Origin of the sequence: Saccharopolyspora dendranthemae, from assembly GCF_007829955.1 — a bacterium.
Taxonomy (GTDB): domain Bacteria; phylum Actinomycetota; class Actinomycetes; order Mycobacteriales; family Pseudonocardiaceae; genus Saccharopolyspora; species Saccharopolyspora dendranthemae.
Genome location: NZ_VIWX01000006.1, coordinates 91,266 through 106,675, shown reverse-complemented (window position 1 = coordinate 106,675; position 15,410 = coordinate 91,266). Strand labels below are relative to the sequence as shown.

The following is a 15,410-nucleotide window of genomic DNA, read 5'->3' as shown; positions in this document are numbered from 1 at the left end:
CCCACGAGTAGCTTCGAGGTGCGGGTGCGTGTGAGGGGCCTCTCAGAGCCCGAGCTCGACGCTCGTGCGCTCGTCGGCGCGGCGCTTGTCGAGCAGGGAGAGGTCCGGGTTGGTGCAGTGCACGAGGGCCGCGCCGGCCGCGAGCACCGCGAGGAGCCCGTCCACGACACCGCCGGGCAACGTCCAGTCCAGAGTGGACAGGACGCGGTCGTCCCGGCCGATGCCCAGCTCGCTCGCCCGGCTGCGGGCCGATTCCAGCACCTCGTCCACCGACGTCCCCAGCAGCGCGGGTGAATCCCCGGGCACGGGTGCGATCGGGGTGAAGTCGTCGCCGTGCACGCGGATGTCCGAGACGTAGTCCACGACACCGGTCGGCAGGTCCCGCACCGGAGCGCCCATCGGATCCAGTCCCACGGCCGCCACGGAGTAGGCGCCCTCGCCGCGCGCGAGGTCCGCCGCCGGGACGAACGCGACCTCCGCGCCACCGGCCTCCGCCGTCACGTGCGCACCGGCCCACCACGCGCCCAGCAGCACACCGACGGTCTGCCAGTGCGCGGGCAGCGACACCATGACCGGCGTTCCCGGCTCCAGGTCCATCTCGTCGACCAGCCAGTTTGCCGTCTTGGCGGCCCAGTTCGCGGTGGTCGCGCGGGAGAGCTCGATGCGCGCACCGGTCGCGTCGTCGTAGTGCGTGATCAGCGGTTTGGGCGCGCCGCTGGCCAGCAGCGGGCCGAGAAGTGCCTGGGTGACGCTCATGCGGAAAGCCTATCCGGCGGCTCGCCGCGCACGAATCCGCTTCGCTGTGGACATACATAAGCCGTGGCGCACGGAGGCCAGAAGACGTGTCAGGTTCCGCTCCTTGCACCGCCACGCAAAGAAACTTCCCCACACGCCTAGTTCACGCAGGGGACGTCGCCGTCGGAGGTGATCGGCTGCCGCTTGGCCGTACCGTCCAGGCGGAGGACCGGCTTCGGCGCCAGGCCGGGCGGGTTCGCCGACAACCCGGTGAAGAACCGCTGCACGCCCGGCGGGTCGATCGAGACGATGCTCTGCCCGCGCTCGTCGCGCGCACCGGCGCTGAGCACCGGCATCGTCACGAAGTTGACCCGGCCCGCGGCGATCTGCTGCATCTGCTGCACGAAACCCAGCGCGTCCCAGCCCTCGTCGAGTTCCACGGTGCGCTGGGTCGCCGCGACCAGGTCGTTGACCATCGCCGGATCGGTGAGCGTGCCGGTGGAGAGGACCTTGTTCGCCAGCGCGGCCATGAACACCTGCTGGCGCACGATGCGGTCCAGGTCCCCGCGCGGCAGGCCGTGCCGCTGGCGGACGAACGACAGGGCGTCGCCGCCGGTGATGGTGTGCCGGCCCGCGCTGAAATCCGCCCCCGAGTCCTTGTCGCTGGTCGCGTTGTTGAGGCAGACCTCGACCCCGCCGACAGCATCGGTGAGCTCGAAGAACCCGAGCAGGTTGATCTCGGCGTAGTGGTCGATGCGCATGCCGCTGAGCGTCTGCACCGTCTGCACGAGCGCGCGCTGCCCGGCGACCTTCGCGCGGTGCTCGACCTCGATCGGAGGGAGGTTCTCGCCCTCCAGCTCGTCGGTCGCGGCCTTCTTGGTGAGCCCGTACACGGAGTTGATCTTGTCGGGCCGGCCCGAGGGCGTTTCGGTGTAGGTGTCGCGCGGGATCGACACGGCGGTCGGCGCCGCGCCGCTGTGCGGGATGCGGATCAGCACCAGGCTGTCGGTGTTGAGGCCGCCGGTGGCTTCGGTGCGCAGCTGCTTGAGCACGCGGAGCGGAAGCGGGTTGCCCTGCGCGTCCGTTCGGCTGTCGCTGCCGACCAGCAGCACGTCGGTGGCCCCGTCGTCCTGCGGAGGAGCGTGCGGCACCTCGCTGAGCACCTTCGCGGAGCTGACGTCGCTGAGCCGGTCGGCCACCCACCAGCCGGCCGCGCTGAGGCCCAGCACCACGACCGAAGCGAGCGCGACCACGCTGCGCCCGGCCGTTCGCGCCGCTGAACGGCGGCGAGGAGCGGGAGCGCCGTCGTCGTCCTCCGGCTCGGGGATCTCATCGCCCTGATCCGGTTCGCTCACCGAGCCCTCCCCCTGGGTTTCGCGTCGATGATTCACATTAAACCGGTCGACGATCACGGCCAAAGATCGAGGAGGGGAACCTTTCGCTCACCGCGGGCCGCGCCCCGAACACGACGAAGCCCGCACCAGAACGGCGCGGGCTTCGTGCGGTGGTGGTGCGGTGGATCAGAACAGGACGCCCTGGGACGACGGCTGCAGGGTGCCGACCTGGAGGCCCTTCAGCGGGAGCTCGGTGACGGGCTGGTTGTTCGTGCTGTTGACCGGCGCGTTCACCCGCCCGCTCATGTCCGAGGGCGTGGCGATGAAACCGCTGGCGACGTAGGTGTTCGGGTCGCTCTTGTCGCCGAGATCGGCGTGAACGCCCGCGAAGGCGGTCCGGCCCGGTTCGAGGGTGATGTGCTGCGGTGCGCCCGGGATCTCCACGCTCTTCGAGGCGATCTCCTCGATCGGCTCGTTGGCCATGTTGGTGGGCGTCAGGTTCACCCAGCCGCCGAGCTGGCAGGCCTCGTCCGAGGTGTTGGTCATGGTCAGCAGGTACTGGCTGGGGTCGGGCTGGGCCTGCAGCTTGATCTCGAAGTCCGTCGCCGAGCAGTTGGACGCGGAGACGTCATCGCCCTGCGCCGACGCTGCGTGGGACCCGGCGTTGAGCGTGGCGGCACCGGTCGTCGCGGCCTGGCCGCTGCATCCGGCGATCAGCAGGGTCCCGCCGAGCAGAGCAGTCGCAGCACCGATGGTCCGAATTCGCTTCAACATGGTCAAGTCCTTTCCCCAGGGGCTTCTCGATCGGGCTTTCTCACCCGCTTTTGCTCCGTAAGACGTGCCGGTCGGAGTGTGGTTGCTCCGCATGGGAAAAAAACTTTAGCAAGTCCGCTGAACTGCTGCGATGTCGTTCGAACCGTGGAGTTGCCGGCGAGTGGGGGTTATCCCCTAGGGGTATCCCCCGGGTTCCAGCGCATTTGTCAGGACGGTTGCCGCAGAATTCGCCGAATTGCCGCCGAGGGGAATGCGGAATTGGCCGGGCGAACCCGGTCGGGCCCCTTTTCCGGGCGCAGGGCAGCCCGGCCCGGAGGGAGGGGAGAGGAAGCGGACCGCTCAGCGAGGAGCGGGAACCTTCCTGCCGCCGGTGGCAGGAAGGTTCCCGTGCTCGTCAGTCGATGCAGGGGACTCCGTCTGCGGTGATGGGGGTGTTTCCCGTGTCGGCCTGCGTGCGCAGCGGGGCGGCCTTGTTCATGCCGTCGAGGCGGACGGTCGGGGCACCGGTGAAGTTCTGCTTGCCCGGGCCCTTGTAGTCCTTGCCGATGTAGACCTCGACGCTGCCTGCGGTGACGTTGGGGCCGACCTCCGTCTTGAGCCCGCCGAGGGATTCGGCGACCATCTTGCCCACGTCTTCCTCGCCCTGGGCGTGGTAGACGACCGAGGAGCTGCGGGTCTCGGAGTTGGAGCTGCTGCCCTCCTGGAATCCCTGGTCGGTCAGCTCCTCCAGCACGTTGGCCGCCAGGCCGCTGATCCCGGAGGCGTTGTAGACGCTGGTGCTGATCTTGGTCGGGGACTTCAGGGCGGCCAGCTTCTGGGCTCGCTGCTGCGGCGGCAGCAGCAGGTTGGCCGCGAACTGCTTGCTCTCGGCGAGGTTGAGCGTCACGTCCTCCTCGCCCGAGTCGCCGACCAGGTGCACCGGGGCGCTGTAGAACTGCACGTCGCCGCCCGCGACGCCCTGCATCTGCTGGGCGAAGCCGAGGATGTCGTTGGCCAGCGCCGGGTCGAGCGTGACCGACTTGTTGATGGCGTCGATCAGAGAGCTGAGCTTCGAGGGGTTGGCCAGCGTGCCCGAGGACAGGATCCGGTGGGCCAGCGCGGACATGAACACCTGCTGGCGCTTGCCCCGGGAGAGCTCGTTGAGCAGGCCGTGCCGCTGCCGGACGAAGGCCAGGGCGTCGGCGCCCTGAATCGTCTGCACGCCCTTCTTGAAGTTGGCGCCGGAGTAGCTGTCCTTGGTGGCGTCGTTGAGGCACACCTCGACGCCGCCGACGGCCTTGGTGATCTCGTAGAAGCCCAGCAGGTTGACCTCGGCGTAGTGGTCGATGCTCACGCCGGTGAGCTTCTCCATGGTCTCCAGCAGCGCCTGCTTGCCCGCGAGCCGCGACTTCTCGTCGAGCTCCTTGGGGTCGGTGACGCCGTCGTCCTGGAGCTTGGCGCGCTCGGCGTCCTTGCCGCGGTTCATGGTCTCGGTGAGCTTGTGCTTGCCGCCGCCGAAACCGCTGTCGACCATCGTGTCGCGCGGGAAGGACATCGCGCTGGCGCTGTTCCCGCCGTTGGGGATGCGCACCAGGATCATGGCGTCGGTGAGGTCGCCGCCCTCCTGGGTGGTGTGCAGCTCCTGGAGGATCTGCTTGGGCAGCGGGTTGCCCTGCGCGTCGGTGCGGCTGTCGTTGCCGATCAGCAGGATGTCGGTGGCGCCGTCGGGGGCGCTGAACCCGCTGCCGATGACGTCGGCGGTTCCGGTGCCGCTCCCACCGGGCCGGAACATCGCCCAGGCGAAGCCGGTGACGCACAGGACGATCACCGAGAGCAGGGCGGTCAGCGTGCGAACGCCGTTGCGGGTGGCCTTGCGCTGCCAGAATCCGCCGCGGCTCCACACGTCGCCGGGAGGTAAGGGTCCGTGCCCATCACCGGATCGAGCAGAATCTCTCGCAGCGGCCTTACTCTGAGCAGTCGCCGAACTGCTCCTGGTGGCACCGGCGGGGCCGGCTTTCGCGGCGTTCCCGGCGTTCGCCGCACCGGTGCGGCGAGGGGCCTGCGGCCGGCCGGCCGCAGCGCCGGATCGGGCCGGTCCGGCACCTGGCGCGCGCGGCGGAACTCCTCTGCCAGGCCGCCCATCAGGGCTCCCGGGCCGCCTCGGCCGGTCGTCCACGCGATTCCTCCTCGGGGGCTGCGGGGGCGAGCGTTACACCTACAGGAGTGATATTGCCCGACTTCTCGGTGAAGGCTAACGGTGATCGACTCCGAGGCCGAAAGGTCCCTCGGAATCTGGTGACCTCACTCATAAGGGTGAACCATGTCTGTGACTGTACGTAACGCGGGAGTCGGTTCGGTCGGGTATCGGCGCATGTCAGACTGCCCAGCGCGGGGTGGTGCGCCTACTGCCCGCGCAGAGGACGAGGAAGAGGCGGAATGCGGATTCTGGTCACCGGTGGGGCCGGCTTCATCGGCTCGCACTACGTCAGGCAGCTGCTCGGTGGGGCCTACCCCGCGTTCAGCGGCGCCGAGGTCGTCGTGCTGGACAAGCTGACCTACGCGGGCAACGAGGCGAACCTGGCCGAGGTGGCCGACGACCCGAGACTGCGCTTCGTGCGCGGCGACATCTGCGACCGCGACCTGGTCGCGGAGCTGATGCCCGGCGTCGACGTGGTCGTGCACTTCGCCGCGGAGACCCACGTGGACCGCTCCATCACCGGCTCGGACGCCTTCGTGGTGACCAACGTGGTGGGCACCAACGCGCTGCTGCAGGCGGCGCTGGAGGCCGGGGTCGGCACGTTCGTGCACGTCTCCACCGACGAGGTCTACGGCTCGATCGAGACCGGTTCGTGGCCGGAAGACCACCTGCTGGAACCGAATTCGCCCTACTCGGCGGCCAAGGCGAGTTCGGACCTGCTGGCCCGCGCCTACCACCGCACGCACGGCCTGCCGGTGTGCATCACGCGGTGCTCGAACAACTACGGGCCGTACCAGTTCCCGGAGAAGGTCCTGCCGCTGTTCATCACGAACCTGATGGACGGGCGCAAGGTCCCGCTCTACGGCGACGGCATGAACGTGCGCGACTGGCTGCACGTGGACGACCACTGCAGGGGGATCCAGCTGGTCGCCGAGTCCGGAACGCCCGGGGAGATCTACAACATCGGTGGCGGCACCGAGCTGACCAACCGGGAGCTGACCGAGCGGCTGCTGACCGAGTTCGGGCTGGACTCCTCGATGGTCGACCGGGTCGAGGACCGCAAGGGCCACGACCGCCGGTACTCGGTCGACCACGCCAAGATCGCCGAGCTCGGCTACGCCCCGCAGGTCGGCTTCGAGACCGGTCTGCGCGACACCATCGCCTGGTACCGGGAGAACCGGTCGTGGTGGGAGCCGCTGAAGGAGCGCGCGGCGGTGGCCCGATGACCGGCCTCGCGGTGCTCGTGCCGGGAGGTCAGGGCCAGGTCGGTTCGGAGCTGTCGGCGATCCTGCGCTCCCGCGAGACGCTGGTGCACGCACCGGGTTCGGCCGAGCTCGACCTCACCGACCCGGAGGCGGTGCGCGACGCCGTCGACGCGTTCGCCGAGGTCGCCGGCGACGCCGAACTCCGCCCGGTGGTGATCAACACCGCCGCCTACACCGCCGTCGACGCGGCCGAGTCCGATCCGGAACGAGCCCGCGAGATCAACGTCGCGGGCCCCGCCTCGCTGGCCGAGGCGTGCCGGGACAGCGACCTGCCGCTGCTGCACGTGTCCACCGACTACGTTTTTCCCGGCGACGCCGACCGCCCGTACGAGCCCACCGACGAGACCGGCCCTCGTACCGTCTACGGCCGCACCAAGCTCGAAGGGGAGCGGGTGGTGCTGGAATCGGGTGCGCGCGCGTGGATCGTGCGCACCGCGTGGGTCTACGGCGCGCACGGCGGCAACTTCGTCAAGACCATGGCCCGGCTCGCGGCGCAGCGCGACGCGCTGTCCGTCGTGGACGACCAGATCGGATCGCCCACCTGGGCGGCGGATCTGGCTCGCGGACTGCTGGAACTGGCCGAGCTCGTCGCCACCGGAACCGGTCCGCAGCAGCAGGTCCTGCACTGCACCAACTCCGGCAGCACGAGCTGGTTCGACTTCGCCCGGGCGATCTTCACGGCGCTGGACCTGGACCCGAACCGGGTGAACCCCTGCAGCAGCGCGGAGTACCCGACACGCACCCCGCGCCCCGCCTACTCGGTGCTGTCCGGGAACGCCTGGCAGCACGCCGGTCTGACGCCGCTGCAGTCCTGGCAGGACGCACTGGAGGCCGCGTTGGTCGCCGACGGAGAGGCCTTCCGCCACCGCGGCTGAGCCTCCGCTACGCCACGGCCCGCAGGTAGGCGGCGTGGGTCCGGCTCGCGCAGCGCTGCCAGCTGAACGACTTCGCGTGCGCGCGACCGGCTTCCGCGTCCGGGGGCGAGGAGAGCGCGCGGCGCAGGGCCTCCCGCAGCGCGGCCGGGTCCTCGGCGGGCGCGAAAACGGCGTGGGATCCGGCGACCTCCCGCAGCGCCGGGAGGTCCGAGCACACCACCGGCACCCCGCACGCCAGCGCTTCCAGCACCGGCAGGCCGAAGCCCTCGTCGCGGGACGGCAGCACCACCGCGCCGGCCCCGGCGACCAGAGCGCGCAGCCTCTCGTCGCTGAGGAAACCGGTGCGGACCACGCCGTCCACCTCGCCCGCGTCCCCCGGGCCCGCGATGACCAGCGGCGGGAGATCCGGTGCCAGGGCTTCCCGCAGTACGTCGAGCCCCTTGCGCGGCCCGTCCGCGCCGACGAACAGCAGGTACTCCGGCGGTAGCCGGTGATCGGAGACGGGGGTGGCCGAGAACCACTCGGGATCCACCCCCAGCGGCGTGACGGCGAGCTTCTCCGGCGCCACGTCCAGGCGTTCGGCGACCTGGTCGGCCACCGCCGCGGTCGGCGTGCACACCACGCGCGCCCGCTGCGCGGAACGCCGCACCAGCGCGGGCAGGTCGTCCGGGGCGAGCGAGGGATCCTCCAGGAACGCCAGGTCGTGCACCGTCACCACACCGGCCGCGCGCACCGACGGCGGGAGCACGAAGTTCGTCCCGTGCACCACCTCGACCGCTCCGGACAGCAGCTCGATCGGCGGGAAGCTCCCGCCGCGCCACAACTTCCGCAACGCCCGAGCCGGGATCGGCGGACCCACCACGGCCGTCCCGGCCGGTGCTTCGGCCCGCAACCGCCGCCAGCCGCGCGTGCTGAAGCCGATCAACCGCACGTCCACATCGGACATCAGCGCCGAGGTGAGCGACGACGTGTAGCGGCCGATTCCCGTGCGAGGACCGAGAAGCGGTGTGGCGTCCAGCAGAACGCGCAGATCAGCGGCCACGGAACCGGTCCCCGGCGAGGCGCCGCAGCCTGCCGGTCGCTCGCTTGGCGACCTCAGCGGGACCACCCGCGTCCAGGTACTCCCGCAGCAGCGCCAGATCCCGCCGCACCGTCTCGACCCGGCCGGGCTGCGCGCTGCGCGCCAGCGGCGAGGTGGCGGCCAGCCGGTCGGCGGCCGGGCGGGGATCGCGGCAGAACGCGGTCAGCGGAGAGAGCACCGCCTCCCAGGTGAAGCGCTCGCGCACCGGCTCGATCCGGCGCCGGCACTCGGCGGCGAACTCCTCGTCGTAGAGGACCTTCTCCAGCGCTTCGGCCAGCGCGTCCGGGTCCTCGGCGGGCACCACGACGCCGATGCCCTCGCTGCGCACCAGATCCGCGAACGAGTCGCCGTCCGTGGTGATCACCGGCAGGCCCGACCACAGGTAGTCCAGCACCCTCGTGCGGAACGCGAAGGTCGTCTCGACGTGCTCGAAGTGCGTCGTGACACCGCAATCGGCGTCCAGCAGGTAGTTCTGCCGCTCCTGGTAGGGGACCCAGGTCTCGTTGAAGAACACGAACTTGTCGGTCAGCCCCAGCCGCTGCGACAGCGCCCGGGTCTGCTCGGCCATGCCCATCTCCGGCACGTCCGGGTTCGGGTGCTTCATGCCCAGGAAGAACAGGCGCACGTCGCTGCGCCGCTGCGAGAGCCGGTCGACGGCGCGCAGCAGCGTCAGCGGATCGAACCAGCTGTAGACGCCGCCTGCCCAGAGCACGACCTTGTCGTCGGCCGAAATCCCCTGCCTGGTTCCCTTGATCGCGGGTGCGGTCCGGCGGGGAGCCACCGACGGCAAGCCGAAGGGCACCACCGACAGCAGGGACCGGACCGTCGGATCGTTGTCGTAGAGGCCCGGGGTCAACCGGCCCAGCGACGCGAGGTGCCCGAGCCAGAAGTGCCGCTGCCGCTCCGACGCGCACAGGAAGAAGTCGCCCCGCTCCAACTGCGCGTTGAGCACGTCGGTGACGCCCGCGAGGTCCTTCGCGCGGCGCTCGTCGTCGGAATCCCTGCCCTGCTCCAGCAGTTCCAGGTGCATCGGGTCGTAGACGTCGCAGATCACGATCTTGGTGGAGTCCACGCGCTTGAGCGCGGGCACCATCTCGAGGACGTGTCCCTGCAGCACCACGACGTCGGCCCAGTCGGCGTGCTCGGCGAGCTCGCGCGGCTTGGCGGCCAGCACCTCGAACTCCGACTCCGGCGGGTCGACCCGGGAGTTGACGCTGACCAGCCGGACCTGGTGCTCGGCGGCCAACACCTCGGCCATGTGCCACGCGCGGATCGCGGGCCCGGCCATCCGCTCGGTCACCGCGTCGCCGGTGATGATCACGATCTTGCGCGGCCTGCCGAACACCTCGTCCAGCTCGAAGGCTTCGACCAGCGCGTCGTGCGCGGCCAGGTAGCGGGGGAGCGGGTAGGCGGGCTCCATCGCCTTGCGCATCAGCGGCAGCAGGTCGGCGTCGGTGCGCACCCGCGCCCGCTGCTCCTGCTCGCGGGAGGGCTTCAGCGACGGCAGCAGCTCCACGAACTGGTCGATGGCCAGCATCCCGGCCAGCGCGGAGCGGTCGATCGGCACCGGCGAGTCGTCCTCGGTCTCGCCGCGCCGGGTGATCTCCAGCTGCGTCGGGTCGATCTCGCCGCGCGCCGTGGCCCGCCGCACTGCCAAGGCCATCGCCGCCGGCAGCGCCTTTGCCAGCGTGTCGTCGGAGACGTTCTTGTACAGCGCGGCCAGCGCGTTGCGCTCCAGCAGGTAGTGCTCGCGCGCGGAGGACACCTCGGCCATCGAGGCGTGATGGCGGTGGAAGGTCAGCGACCTCGGCTCGTAGCGGACCCGCCAGCCGCGCGTGTTCAGCCGCCAGCCCAGGTCCACGTCCTCGTAGAACATGAAGAAGCGCTCGTCGAACCCGTCCAGCGCGGCGAACAGCTCGGATCGCACGAACAGCGCCGACCCGGTTCCGAACAGCACGTCGCGGGCGGCGTCGTGGGATCCGTCGTCGAGCTCACCGGCGTGGCGCTTGTAACCCATGCCGAACCAGGTGAGGCCGCCGTCGACGAAGTCGATGCGCTTGCCCTCCCAGTCCAGCACCTTGCTCGCCACCGCACCCACGGTCGGTTCCGACCGCAGCACCTCGACGGCCGCGCGCACCCAGCTGCGGTCCGGCCGGGCGTCGTTGTTGAGGAACGCCAGCACCTGACCGGTGGCCTCTCGCGCGGCGAGGTTGCAGCCACCGGCGAAACCGGTGTTGCTCGCCGACTCGATCAGCCGCGCCTCGGGCACCGCCTCGCGGATGCGCCCCGCGGAGCCGTCACCGGAAGCGTTGTCGACGCACAGGACCTCCAGCTTGTCCGCGGGGTAGTCCAGCTCGTCGCGGACCGCGCGCAGGCAGGTGATGGTGTCCTCCGCGCCGCGGTAGTTCACGACGATCACGGAGACGACGGGCAAGTTCGCTTCGACCACGCCCCAAGCCTGCCCTATCGTCCGCGTACCCCGCCCAGGTGTTCGGTCAATTCGGGCTCGAAGTCCCCTCCCGGGCAACGCGCACCCCCGGCAGGTCCCAGTTTTAGTCCAAACCGAGGACCTTCCATGCCCGAAATGTCGGCTCAGTTATGACTAAAACTGGGACCTGGTGCGACGGGCGCTCAACTCGCGCCGTGATTGAGCAGATCGAGGAGCTTCGGGGTGTAGAGGGCCGTGATGTCCACGGAACCCGCGAAGGCGTCGAAGTAGGTGGAGGTCAGCTCGGCGTCCTGCTGCACCGCGCGGAGCAGCGCGAGCCGGTGCTCGTTCGGCGGCGCCATCCGGGCCACCGCCAACGTCGCCTCATAACCCGAGGTCAGGGCCGCGTCCCGTTCCGCCGCGAAGCGCCGCAGGGCCACGTCGAGCCTGCCCGGCGAGTCCAGTTCGCCGCTGACGTGCCGGGCCAGCGCCTCGGCCTGGGTGAACGCGTCGCTGATCCCCCGCGCGGTGATCGAATCCTTGTGGTGGCCGGCATCGCCCACCAGGGCCCACCCCGGCCCCGCGGCCTCGCGGAAGAAGTTCTGCTGATCCCCGCTCCCGCGCAGCCGCTCCACCTGCTCCCCGCTCTGCAGGCGCTCGCGCAACTCGGGAGCGGTCTCGCGGACGCGGTCGAGGTGAGCGCGCTGCGCGTCGGCGCGCACCGAGCGGAACCGCGACTGCGGGAAGTAGGTCAGCACCAGCGTCGCGTGCCCGTGCGTCGGCGCGGTCGCCACCCAGCTGCCCGGCGTCTCGTAGATCTCCAGATCCGCGGGCACACCCGTCCAGTACGAGTAGTAGGCGCAGGTCAACCGCTCATCCGAGGTCGTGCAGGCCGCGCCGGCCTTCGCGGCCACCGAGGAGCGCATCCCGTCCGCACCGATCACCAGTGAGGCGCGCTCGGTGAACTCCACCCCCCGGTGATCGCCGCGCACGCCCACCACCCGGCCGTCGGCGTCGTGCAGCAAGCCGGTCACCCGGCACTTCTCCCGCAACTCGGCGCCCGCCGCCACCGCCGCCCGCGCCAGCAGGTCGTCCAGCACGAAGCGGCGCGGCGCGAATCCGGTGCGCTGCCCGGCCACCCCGCGGCCGCACCCGTCCAGCCGGACATCGGCGACCCGGTAGCGGGCGCGCCGCAGCGGCGGGCACCCCGTGGCCCGCAGCTCGTCCAGCAAGCCCCAGCGCGCCAGCGCCGCCACCCCCGGCTGGTGGATGACGTGGGTCGAGATCGTGTCGGAGGGGAACTCCCCCCGATCCAGCAGCAGCACCCGGTGGCCCGCGCGCGCCAGCAGCATTGCGGTGGGCGCACCCGCGCAGCGCGCGCCCACGACGATCGCGTCGAACATCATCGCCTCACAGCTCCAGTTCGGTGCGCAACGCCCGGCGGTCGAGCTTGCCGTTGGCGTTGAGCGGAAGTCGGTCCAGCACCGTGATCCGGCGCGGAAGCATGTACGAGGGCAACCGGTCCCGGAGACCGGAGTGCAGCGCGTCGGGATCGCAGTCACCGCCGACGGCCGCTGCCAACTCCGGCTCGCCGTCGGTCGGCACCGCCAGCACGATCGCGTCGCGCACTCTCGGCAGCGCGCGCAACGCGGCCTCGATCTCGCCGAGCTCGATGCGATGCCCCCGCACCTTCACCTGCTGATCGGTGCGTCCCAGGTGCAGCAGCAACCCGTCCTCCACCGTCACCAGATCTCCCGTCCGGTACCAACCGCCGGGAGCGAAGCGACCTTCGTCATCGGCGGGGTCGAGGTACCCGGCGAATCGCTGCGGCCCGCGCACGCACAGCTCGCCCCGCACCGCCGGTCTGCCACCGGGATCCAGCAGCCGGAACTCCGAGGACGGGAAGCACTCACCGATCGGAGCGATGCCGTTCGGCGTGCTCGGCCACTCCGACTCCTCGCGCGGCAACCGGTAACCGGTGCAGGCGATGGTCAGCTCCGTCGGCCCGTAGAGGACCTCGATCTCGGTGCCCGGCGCCGCTCGCCGCCAACTGCGCAGCGCCTCCATCGGCACCGGCTCGCCGCCGAAGATGCTGCACCGCAACGTCGGCATCGCCCCGGGCCGGAGCGTGCCCAGCCGGTCGGCGAAGGTGATCAGCGACGGCACCGAGAACCAGTGCGTCAGCCGCAGCGCGTTGATGGTGCGCACCGGTGACAGCAACGCGCCCGCGCGCGGCACCACCAGCGTTCCGCCTTGGCCCAGGGTGACCAGCAGATCGTGCACCGAGCCGTCGAAGGTCAGGTCGAAGTTCCCCGAAACCCGGCTGCCCGGACCGATCTCGTACCGCGCGGCGACCTCCGACAGGTACGCCTCGACGTTGCGGTGCGAGATCGGCACCGACTTCGGCGCACCCGTCGACCCCGACGTGCAGATGACGTAAGCGGGATCGTCCGGCTCGACCGCCGCCACCCGCGCCCGTCCGAAGGGCTCGTCGGTCCCGGCGCGCAGCATGGGAACCTTCCAGTCATTCCGCGCGCAGGACTCCTCGGTGAGCAGCAGCTCAACGCCGGTCTGGGCCACCAGCTCGCGAATGCGCTCCGGCGGGTGCTGCGGGTTCAGGGGAACCACCGTCGCGCCCGCGCGCAGCACCGCCAGATATCCGGCGCAGGCGAGCACCGAGCGGTTCGCGAGCAGCCCCACCCGGCGCGGCGCCCCGGCCGCGTGCACCCGCGAGGCCAGCCGCTCCACGAGCTCGCGCAGCTCGGCGTAGGTGAGGCTCGACCCGTCGACTTCCAGCGCGGGTTCGCCGGGGAATTGGGCGGCAGCCCGCTCGAACCAGGTGTGGACGTTCATCGCGACACCTCCATCAGCTCCCGCGCCCAGGCGTGCAGCTGCCCCACCGTGCGCAGCGCGGCCAGCTGCTCCGGGTCGACCTCGTGCCCGGTGCGCTGCTGCAGCTCCACCAGCAGCTGCAGCTTCGCCAGCGAGTCGATGCCGATGTCGGCGAGCGCCGAGTCCTCGTCGAACCCGGTGCGCGCGTGCTTGCCCAGCAGCCACTCCGCCGGGTCATCACCGGCAGGCTCCTCCCCGGGCCAGCAGCGTCGCGCCTGCCACGGGTAGGTCGGCAGCGGCACGTTCGGGCCGGGACCGAAAAGCCCGCCCCGGTCCACCGATTCGGCACCGAGGAAGCGGTCCAGCTCGGGCGTGCTGCCGGTGGTCAACGACTGGACGAGCTCCCGATGCGTCGCACCGATCGCCACGGCTTGGTGCTCGAAGCGGGTGCGCCGCAGCGCAGCGCTGCGGCAGAGGTCGCGCACCGGGAACGCCGTTCCGGGGCCGGCCAGGTGCTCCGCGTAGGCGCGGGTCAACTCCGCGAGCGCTTCCGGGGTGCGCGCCGAGAGCACCAGCGGCCAGCGCGTCCCGTCGTCCGGGGTGCGCGGCGCGGGTTCGGCGCTGCGCAGCACCACGTGGGCGTTGAGCGCCGACGACCCCTGCGCGGACACCCCCGCGATCGCACGAGCCGGGATGTCGGTGAGCGCCCGGGGGATCGACAAACCCGTCCAGTCCACGTCGGTGCGCGGCAGCCCGGCGTGCAGGCTCGGCGGCACCTGCCGGTGCTCCAAGCACAACGCGGCCTTGATGAGCCCGACGAGCCCGCCGGCCGCCTCGGCGTGGCCGAGGTTGGACTTCACCGAGCCCACCAGCAGCGGCTGCCGCGGTGACCGGGAGGTTCCCATGACCTCGCCGAGCGCGGTCAGCTCCAGCGGGTCCAGCAGCGGGGAACCGGACCCGTGCGCCTCCACGAAGTCCACCGCGGAGGGCTCGACGCGCGCGTCCCGGTAGGCCCAGCGCAGCACGTCCAGCTGGCCGTCCAACGACGGGTTGAGCACCGAGTCGCTGCTGCGCCCGTCGTTGCCCACGGCGCTTCCCGCGATCACCGCTCGCACCCGGTCCCCGTCGGCCAGCGCGGTTTCCAGCGGCTTGAGCACGACCACCGCCACCGCGTCTGCGGGCGCGTGACCATCGGCCTCGGCGCTGCCGAACCGGCTGCGGCCATCGGCCGACATGGCACCGGCGTGCGACATCATCGCGGCCTCGTCCGGCCGCAACGGCAGGTTCACCCCGGCGACCACCGCCACCGGGATCTCGCCGGAACGCAGGCTCTGCACCGCCTGGTGCACCGCCGTCAAGGCCGACGAGCACGCGGTGTCGACCACGACGCTCGGACCGCGCAGGTCGAAGAAGTGCGACAACCGGGCCGACAGCAATGAGCGAACGTTTCCCAGCTGCGTCGCCGTGGCCGAGGAAAGTCCCCGCTGGAGCGCGGTTTCGAGGAAGTCGGCCCGCGAGTTGCCCACGAAGACGCCGGTCCTGCTTCCGCGCAACCGCGCCGGCACCAGGCCGGAGTCCTCGAAGGCCTCCCACGCGCACATCAGCAGCAGCCGCTGCTGCGGGTCGAGCGCCGTGGCCTCGGCGGTGGACATGGCGAAGAAATCGGCGTCGAAATCCGCGATCCCGTCGACGTACCCGGCCCGGGAGCCTGCCAGCCCGCCCGGGCCGGTCGCGCGCAGCGCAGGCGCGTCGTAGCGCTGCGCGGGTGTCTCCGAGGTCGCGTCGACACCGCGACGCAGAAGTTCCCACAGCTGGTCAGGACTGTTCGCGCCGGGAAGCCTGCAGGACATCCCGACGACGGCGACAGAACGCTCGTGCACTCCACTCGTAGTCATGCCCACGAAGTGTCT

General features: G+C 71.1%; 11 protein-coding genes. 2 read left to right on the top strand and 9 right to left on the bottom strand.

What is annotated here, in order from left to right; genetic code table 11:
• Positions 1 to 42 precede the first annotated feature (42 nt).
• The 4 genes from FHU35_RS24975 to FHU35_RS24960 form a co-directional block, all read right to left on the bottom strand.
• Positions 43 to 756 (bottom strand): TIGR03089 family protein, encoded by a 714-nt coding sequence (locus FHU35_RS24975; RefSeq protein WP_145744028.1) that lies wholly within the window; start codon positions 754 to 756, stop codon positions 43 to 45.
• A gap of 137 nt (positions 757 to 893) precedes the next feature.
• Positions 894 to 2,090, bottom strand: coding sequence for an LCP family protein (locus FHU35_RS24970; RefSeq protein WP_246110560.1), 1,197 nt, complete (start codon positions 2,088 to 2,090; stop codon positions 894 to 896).
• Between the two features lie 165 nt (positions 2,091 to 2,255).
• Positions 2,256 to 2,843, bottom strand: a complete 588-nt coding sequence (locus FHU35_RS24965) for a DUF4232 domain-containing protein (RefSeq protein ID WP_186459603.1) — start codon at positions 2,841 to 2,843, stop codon at positions 2,256 to 2,258.
• Positions 2,844 to 3,237: 394 nt separating this feature from the next.
• Entirely contained in the window at positions 3,238 to 4,725 is a 1,488-nt protein-coding gene (locus FHU35_RS24960; protein WP_246110559.1) for an LCP family protein, read from the bottom strand.
• Positions 4,726 to 5,258: 533 nt separating this feature from the next.
• On the opposite strand from FHU35_RS24960, the gene rfbB reads away from it, so the two are divergent.
• Positions 5,259 to 6,245 carry a dTDP-glucose 4,6-dehydratase gene (rfbB, locus tag FHU35_RS24955; protein ID WP_145744022.1) on the top strand — a complete coding sequence of 329 codons (987 nt, stop codon included), beginning with the start codon at positions 5,259 to 5,261 and terminating at the stop codon, positions 6,243 to 6,245.
• A complete protein-coding gene (gene rfbD / locus FHU35_RS24950) occupies positions 6,242 to 7,159 on the top strand; it encodes a dTDP-4-dehydrorhamnose reductase (RefSeq protein ID WP_145744019.1) in 918 nt (305 codons plus the stop codon). Before rfbB ends, rfbD begins: the two co-directional genes overlap by 4 nt.
• A 7-nt stretch (positions 7,160 to 7,166) precedes the next feature.
• Here rfbD and FHU35_RS24945 read toward each other — a convergent pair whose 3' ends face one another.
• From FHU35_RS24945 to FHU35_RS24925, 5 genes are all read right to left on the bottom strand, one after another.
• Complete coding sequence (locus FHU35_RS24945; protein ID WP_145744017.1) at positions 7,167 to 8,201, bottom strand: glycosyltransferase family 4 protein; 1,035 nt, start codon at positions 8,199 to 8,201, stop codon at positions 7,167 to 7,169.
• On the bottom strand, positions 8,191 to 10,689 hold the full coding sequence (locus FHU35_RS24940; protein WP_145744014.1) for a glycosyltransferase: 2,499 nt from the start codon (positions 10,687 to 10,689) through the stop codon (positions 8,191 to 8,193). The genes FHU35_RS24945 and FHU35_RS24940 overlap by 11 nt, the downstream gene beginning before the upstream one ends.
• A gap of 182 nt (positions 10,690 to 10,871) precedes the next feature.
• Complete coding sequence (locus FHU35_RS24935) at positions 10,872 to 12,071, bottom strand: NAD(P)/FAD-dependent oxidoreductase (RefSeq protein ID WP_145744012.1); 1,200 nt, start codon at positions 12,069 to 12,071, stop codon at positions 10,872 to 10,874.
• 7 nt (positions 12,072 to 12,078) lie between these two features.
• Positions 12,079 to 13,521, bottom strand: a complete 1,443-nt coding sequence (locus FHU35_RS24930; protein ID WP_145744010.1) for an AMP-binding protein — start codon at positions 13,519 to 13,521, stop codon at positions 12,079 to 12,081.
• Positions 13,518 to 15,395 (bottom strand): type I polyketide synthase, encoded by a 1,878-nt coding sequence (locus tag FHU35_RS24925; RefSeq protein WP_145744007.1) that lies wholly within the window; start codon positions 15,393 to 15,395, stop codon positions 13,518 to 13,520. Before FHU35_RS24925 ends, FHU35_RS24930 begins: the two co-directional genes overlap by 4 nt.
• Positions 15,396 to 15,410: the final 15 nt, after the last annotated feature.

Coding starts and splice junctions, on each gene's coding strand:
- FHU35_RS24975 (WP_145744028.1), bottom strand. CDS start 756: ATGAGCGTCACCCAGGCACTTCTCGGCCCGCTGCTGGCCAGCGGCGCG.
- FHU35_RS24965 (WP_186459603.1), bottom strand. CDS start 2,843: ATGTTGAAGCGAATTCGGACCATCGGTGCTGCGACTGCTCTGCTCGGC.
- rfbB (WP_145744022.1), top strand. CDS start 5,259: ATGCGGATTCTGGTCACCGGTGGGGCCGGCTTCATCGGCTCGCACTAC.
- rfbD (WP_145744019.1), top strand. CDS start 6,242: ATGACCGGCCTCGCGGTGCTCGTGCCGGGAGGTCAGGGCCAGGTCGGT.
- FHU35_RS24935 (WP_145744012.1), bottom strand. CDS start 12,071: ATGTTCGACGCGATCGTCGTGGGCGCGCGCTGCGCGGGTGCGCCCACC.
- FHU35_RS24930 (WP_145744010.1), bottom strand. CDS start 13,521: ATGAACGTCCACACCTGGTTCGAGCGGGCTGCCGCCCAATTCCCCGGC.
- FHU35_RS24925 (WP_145744007.1), bottom strand. CDS start 15,395: ATGACTACGAGTGGAGTGCACGAGCGTTCTGTCGCCGTCGTCGGGATG.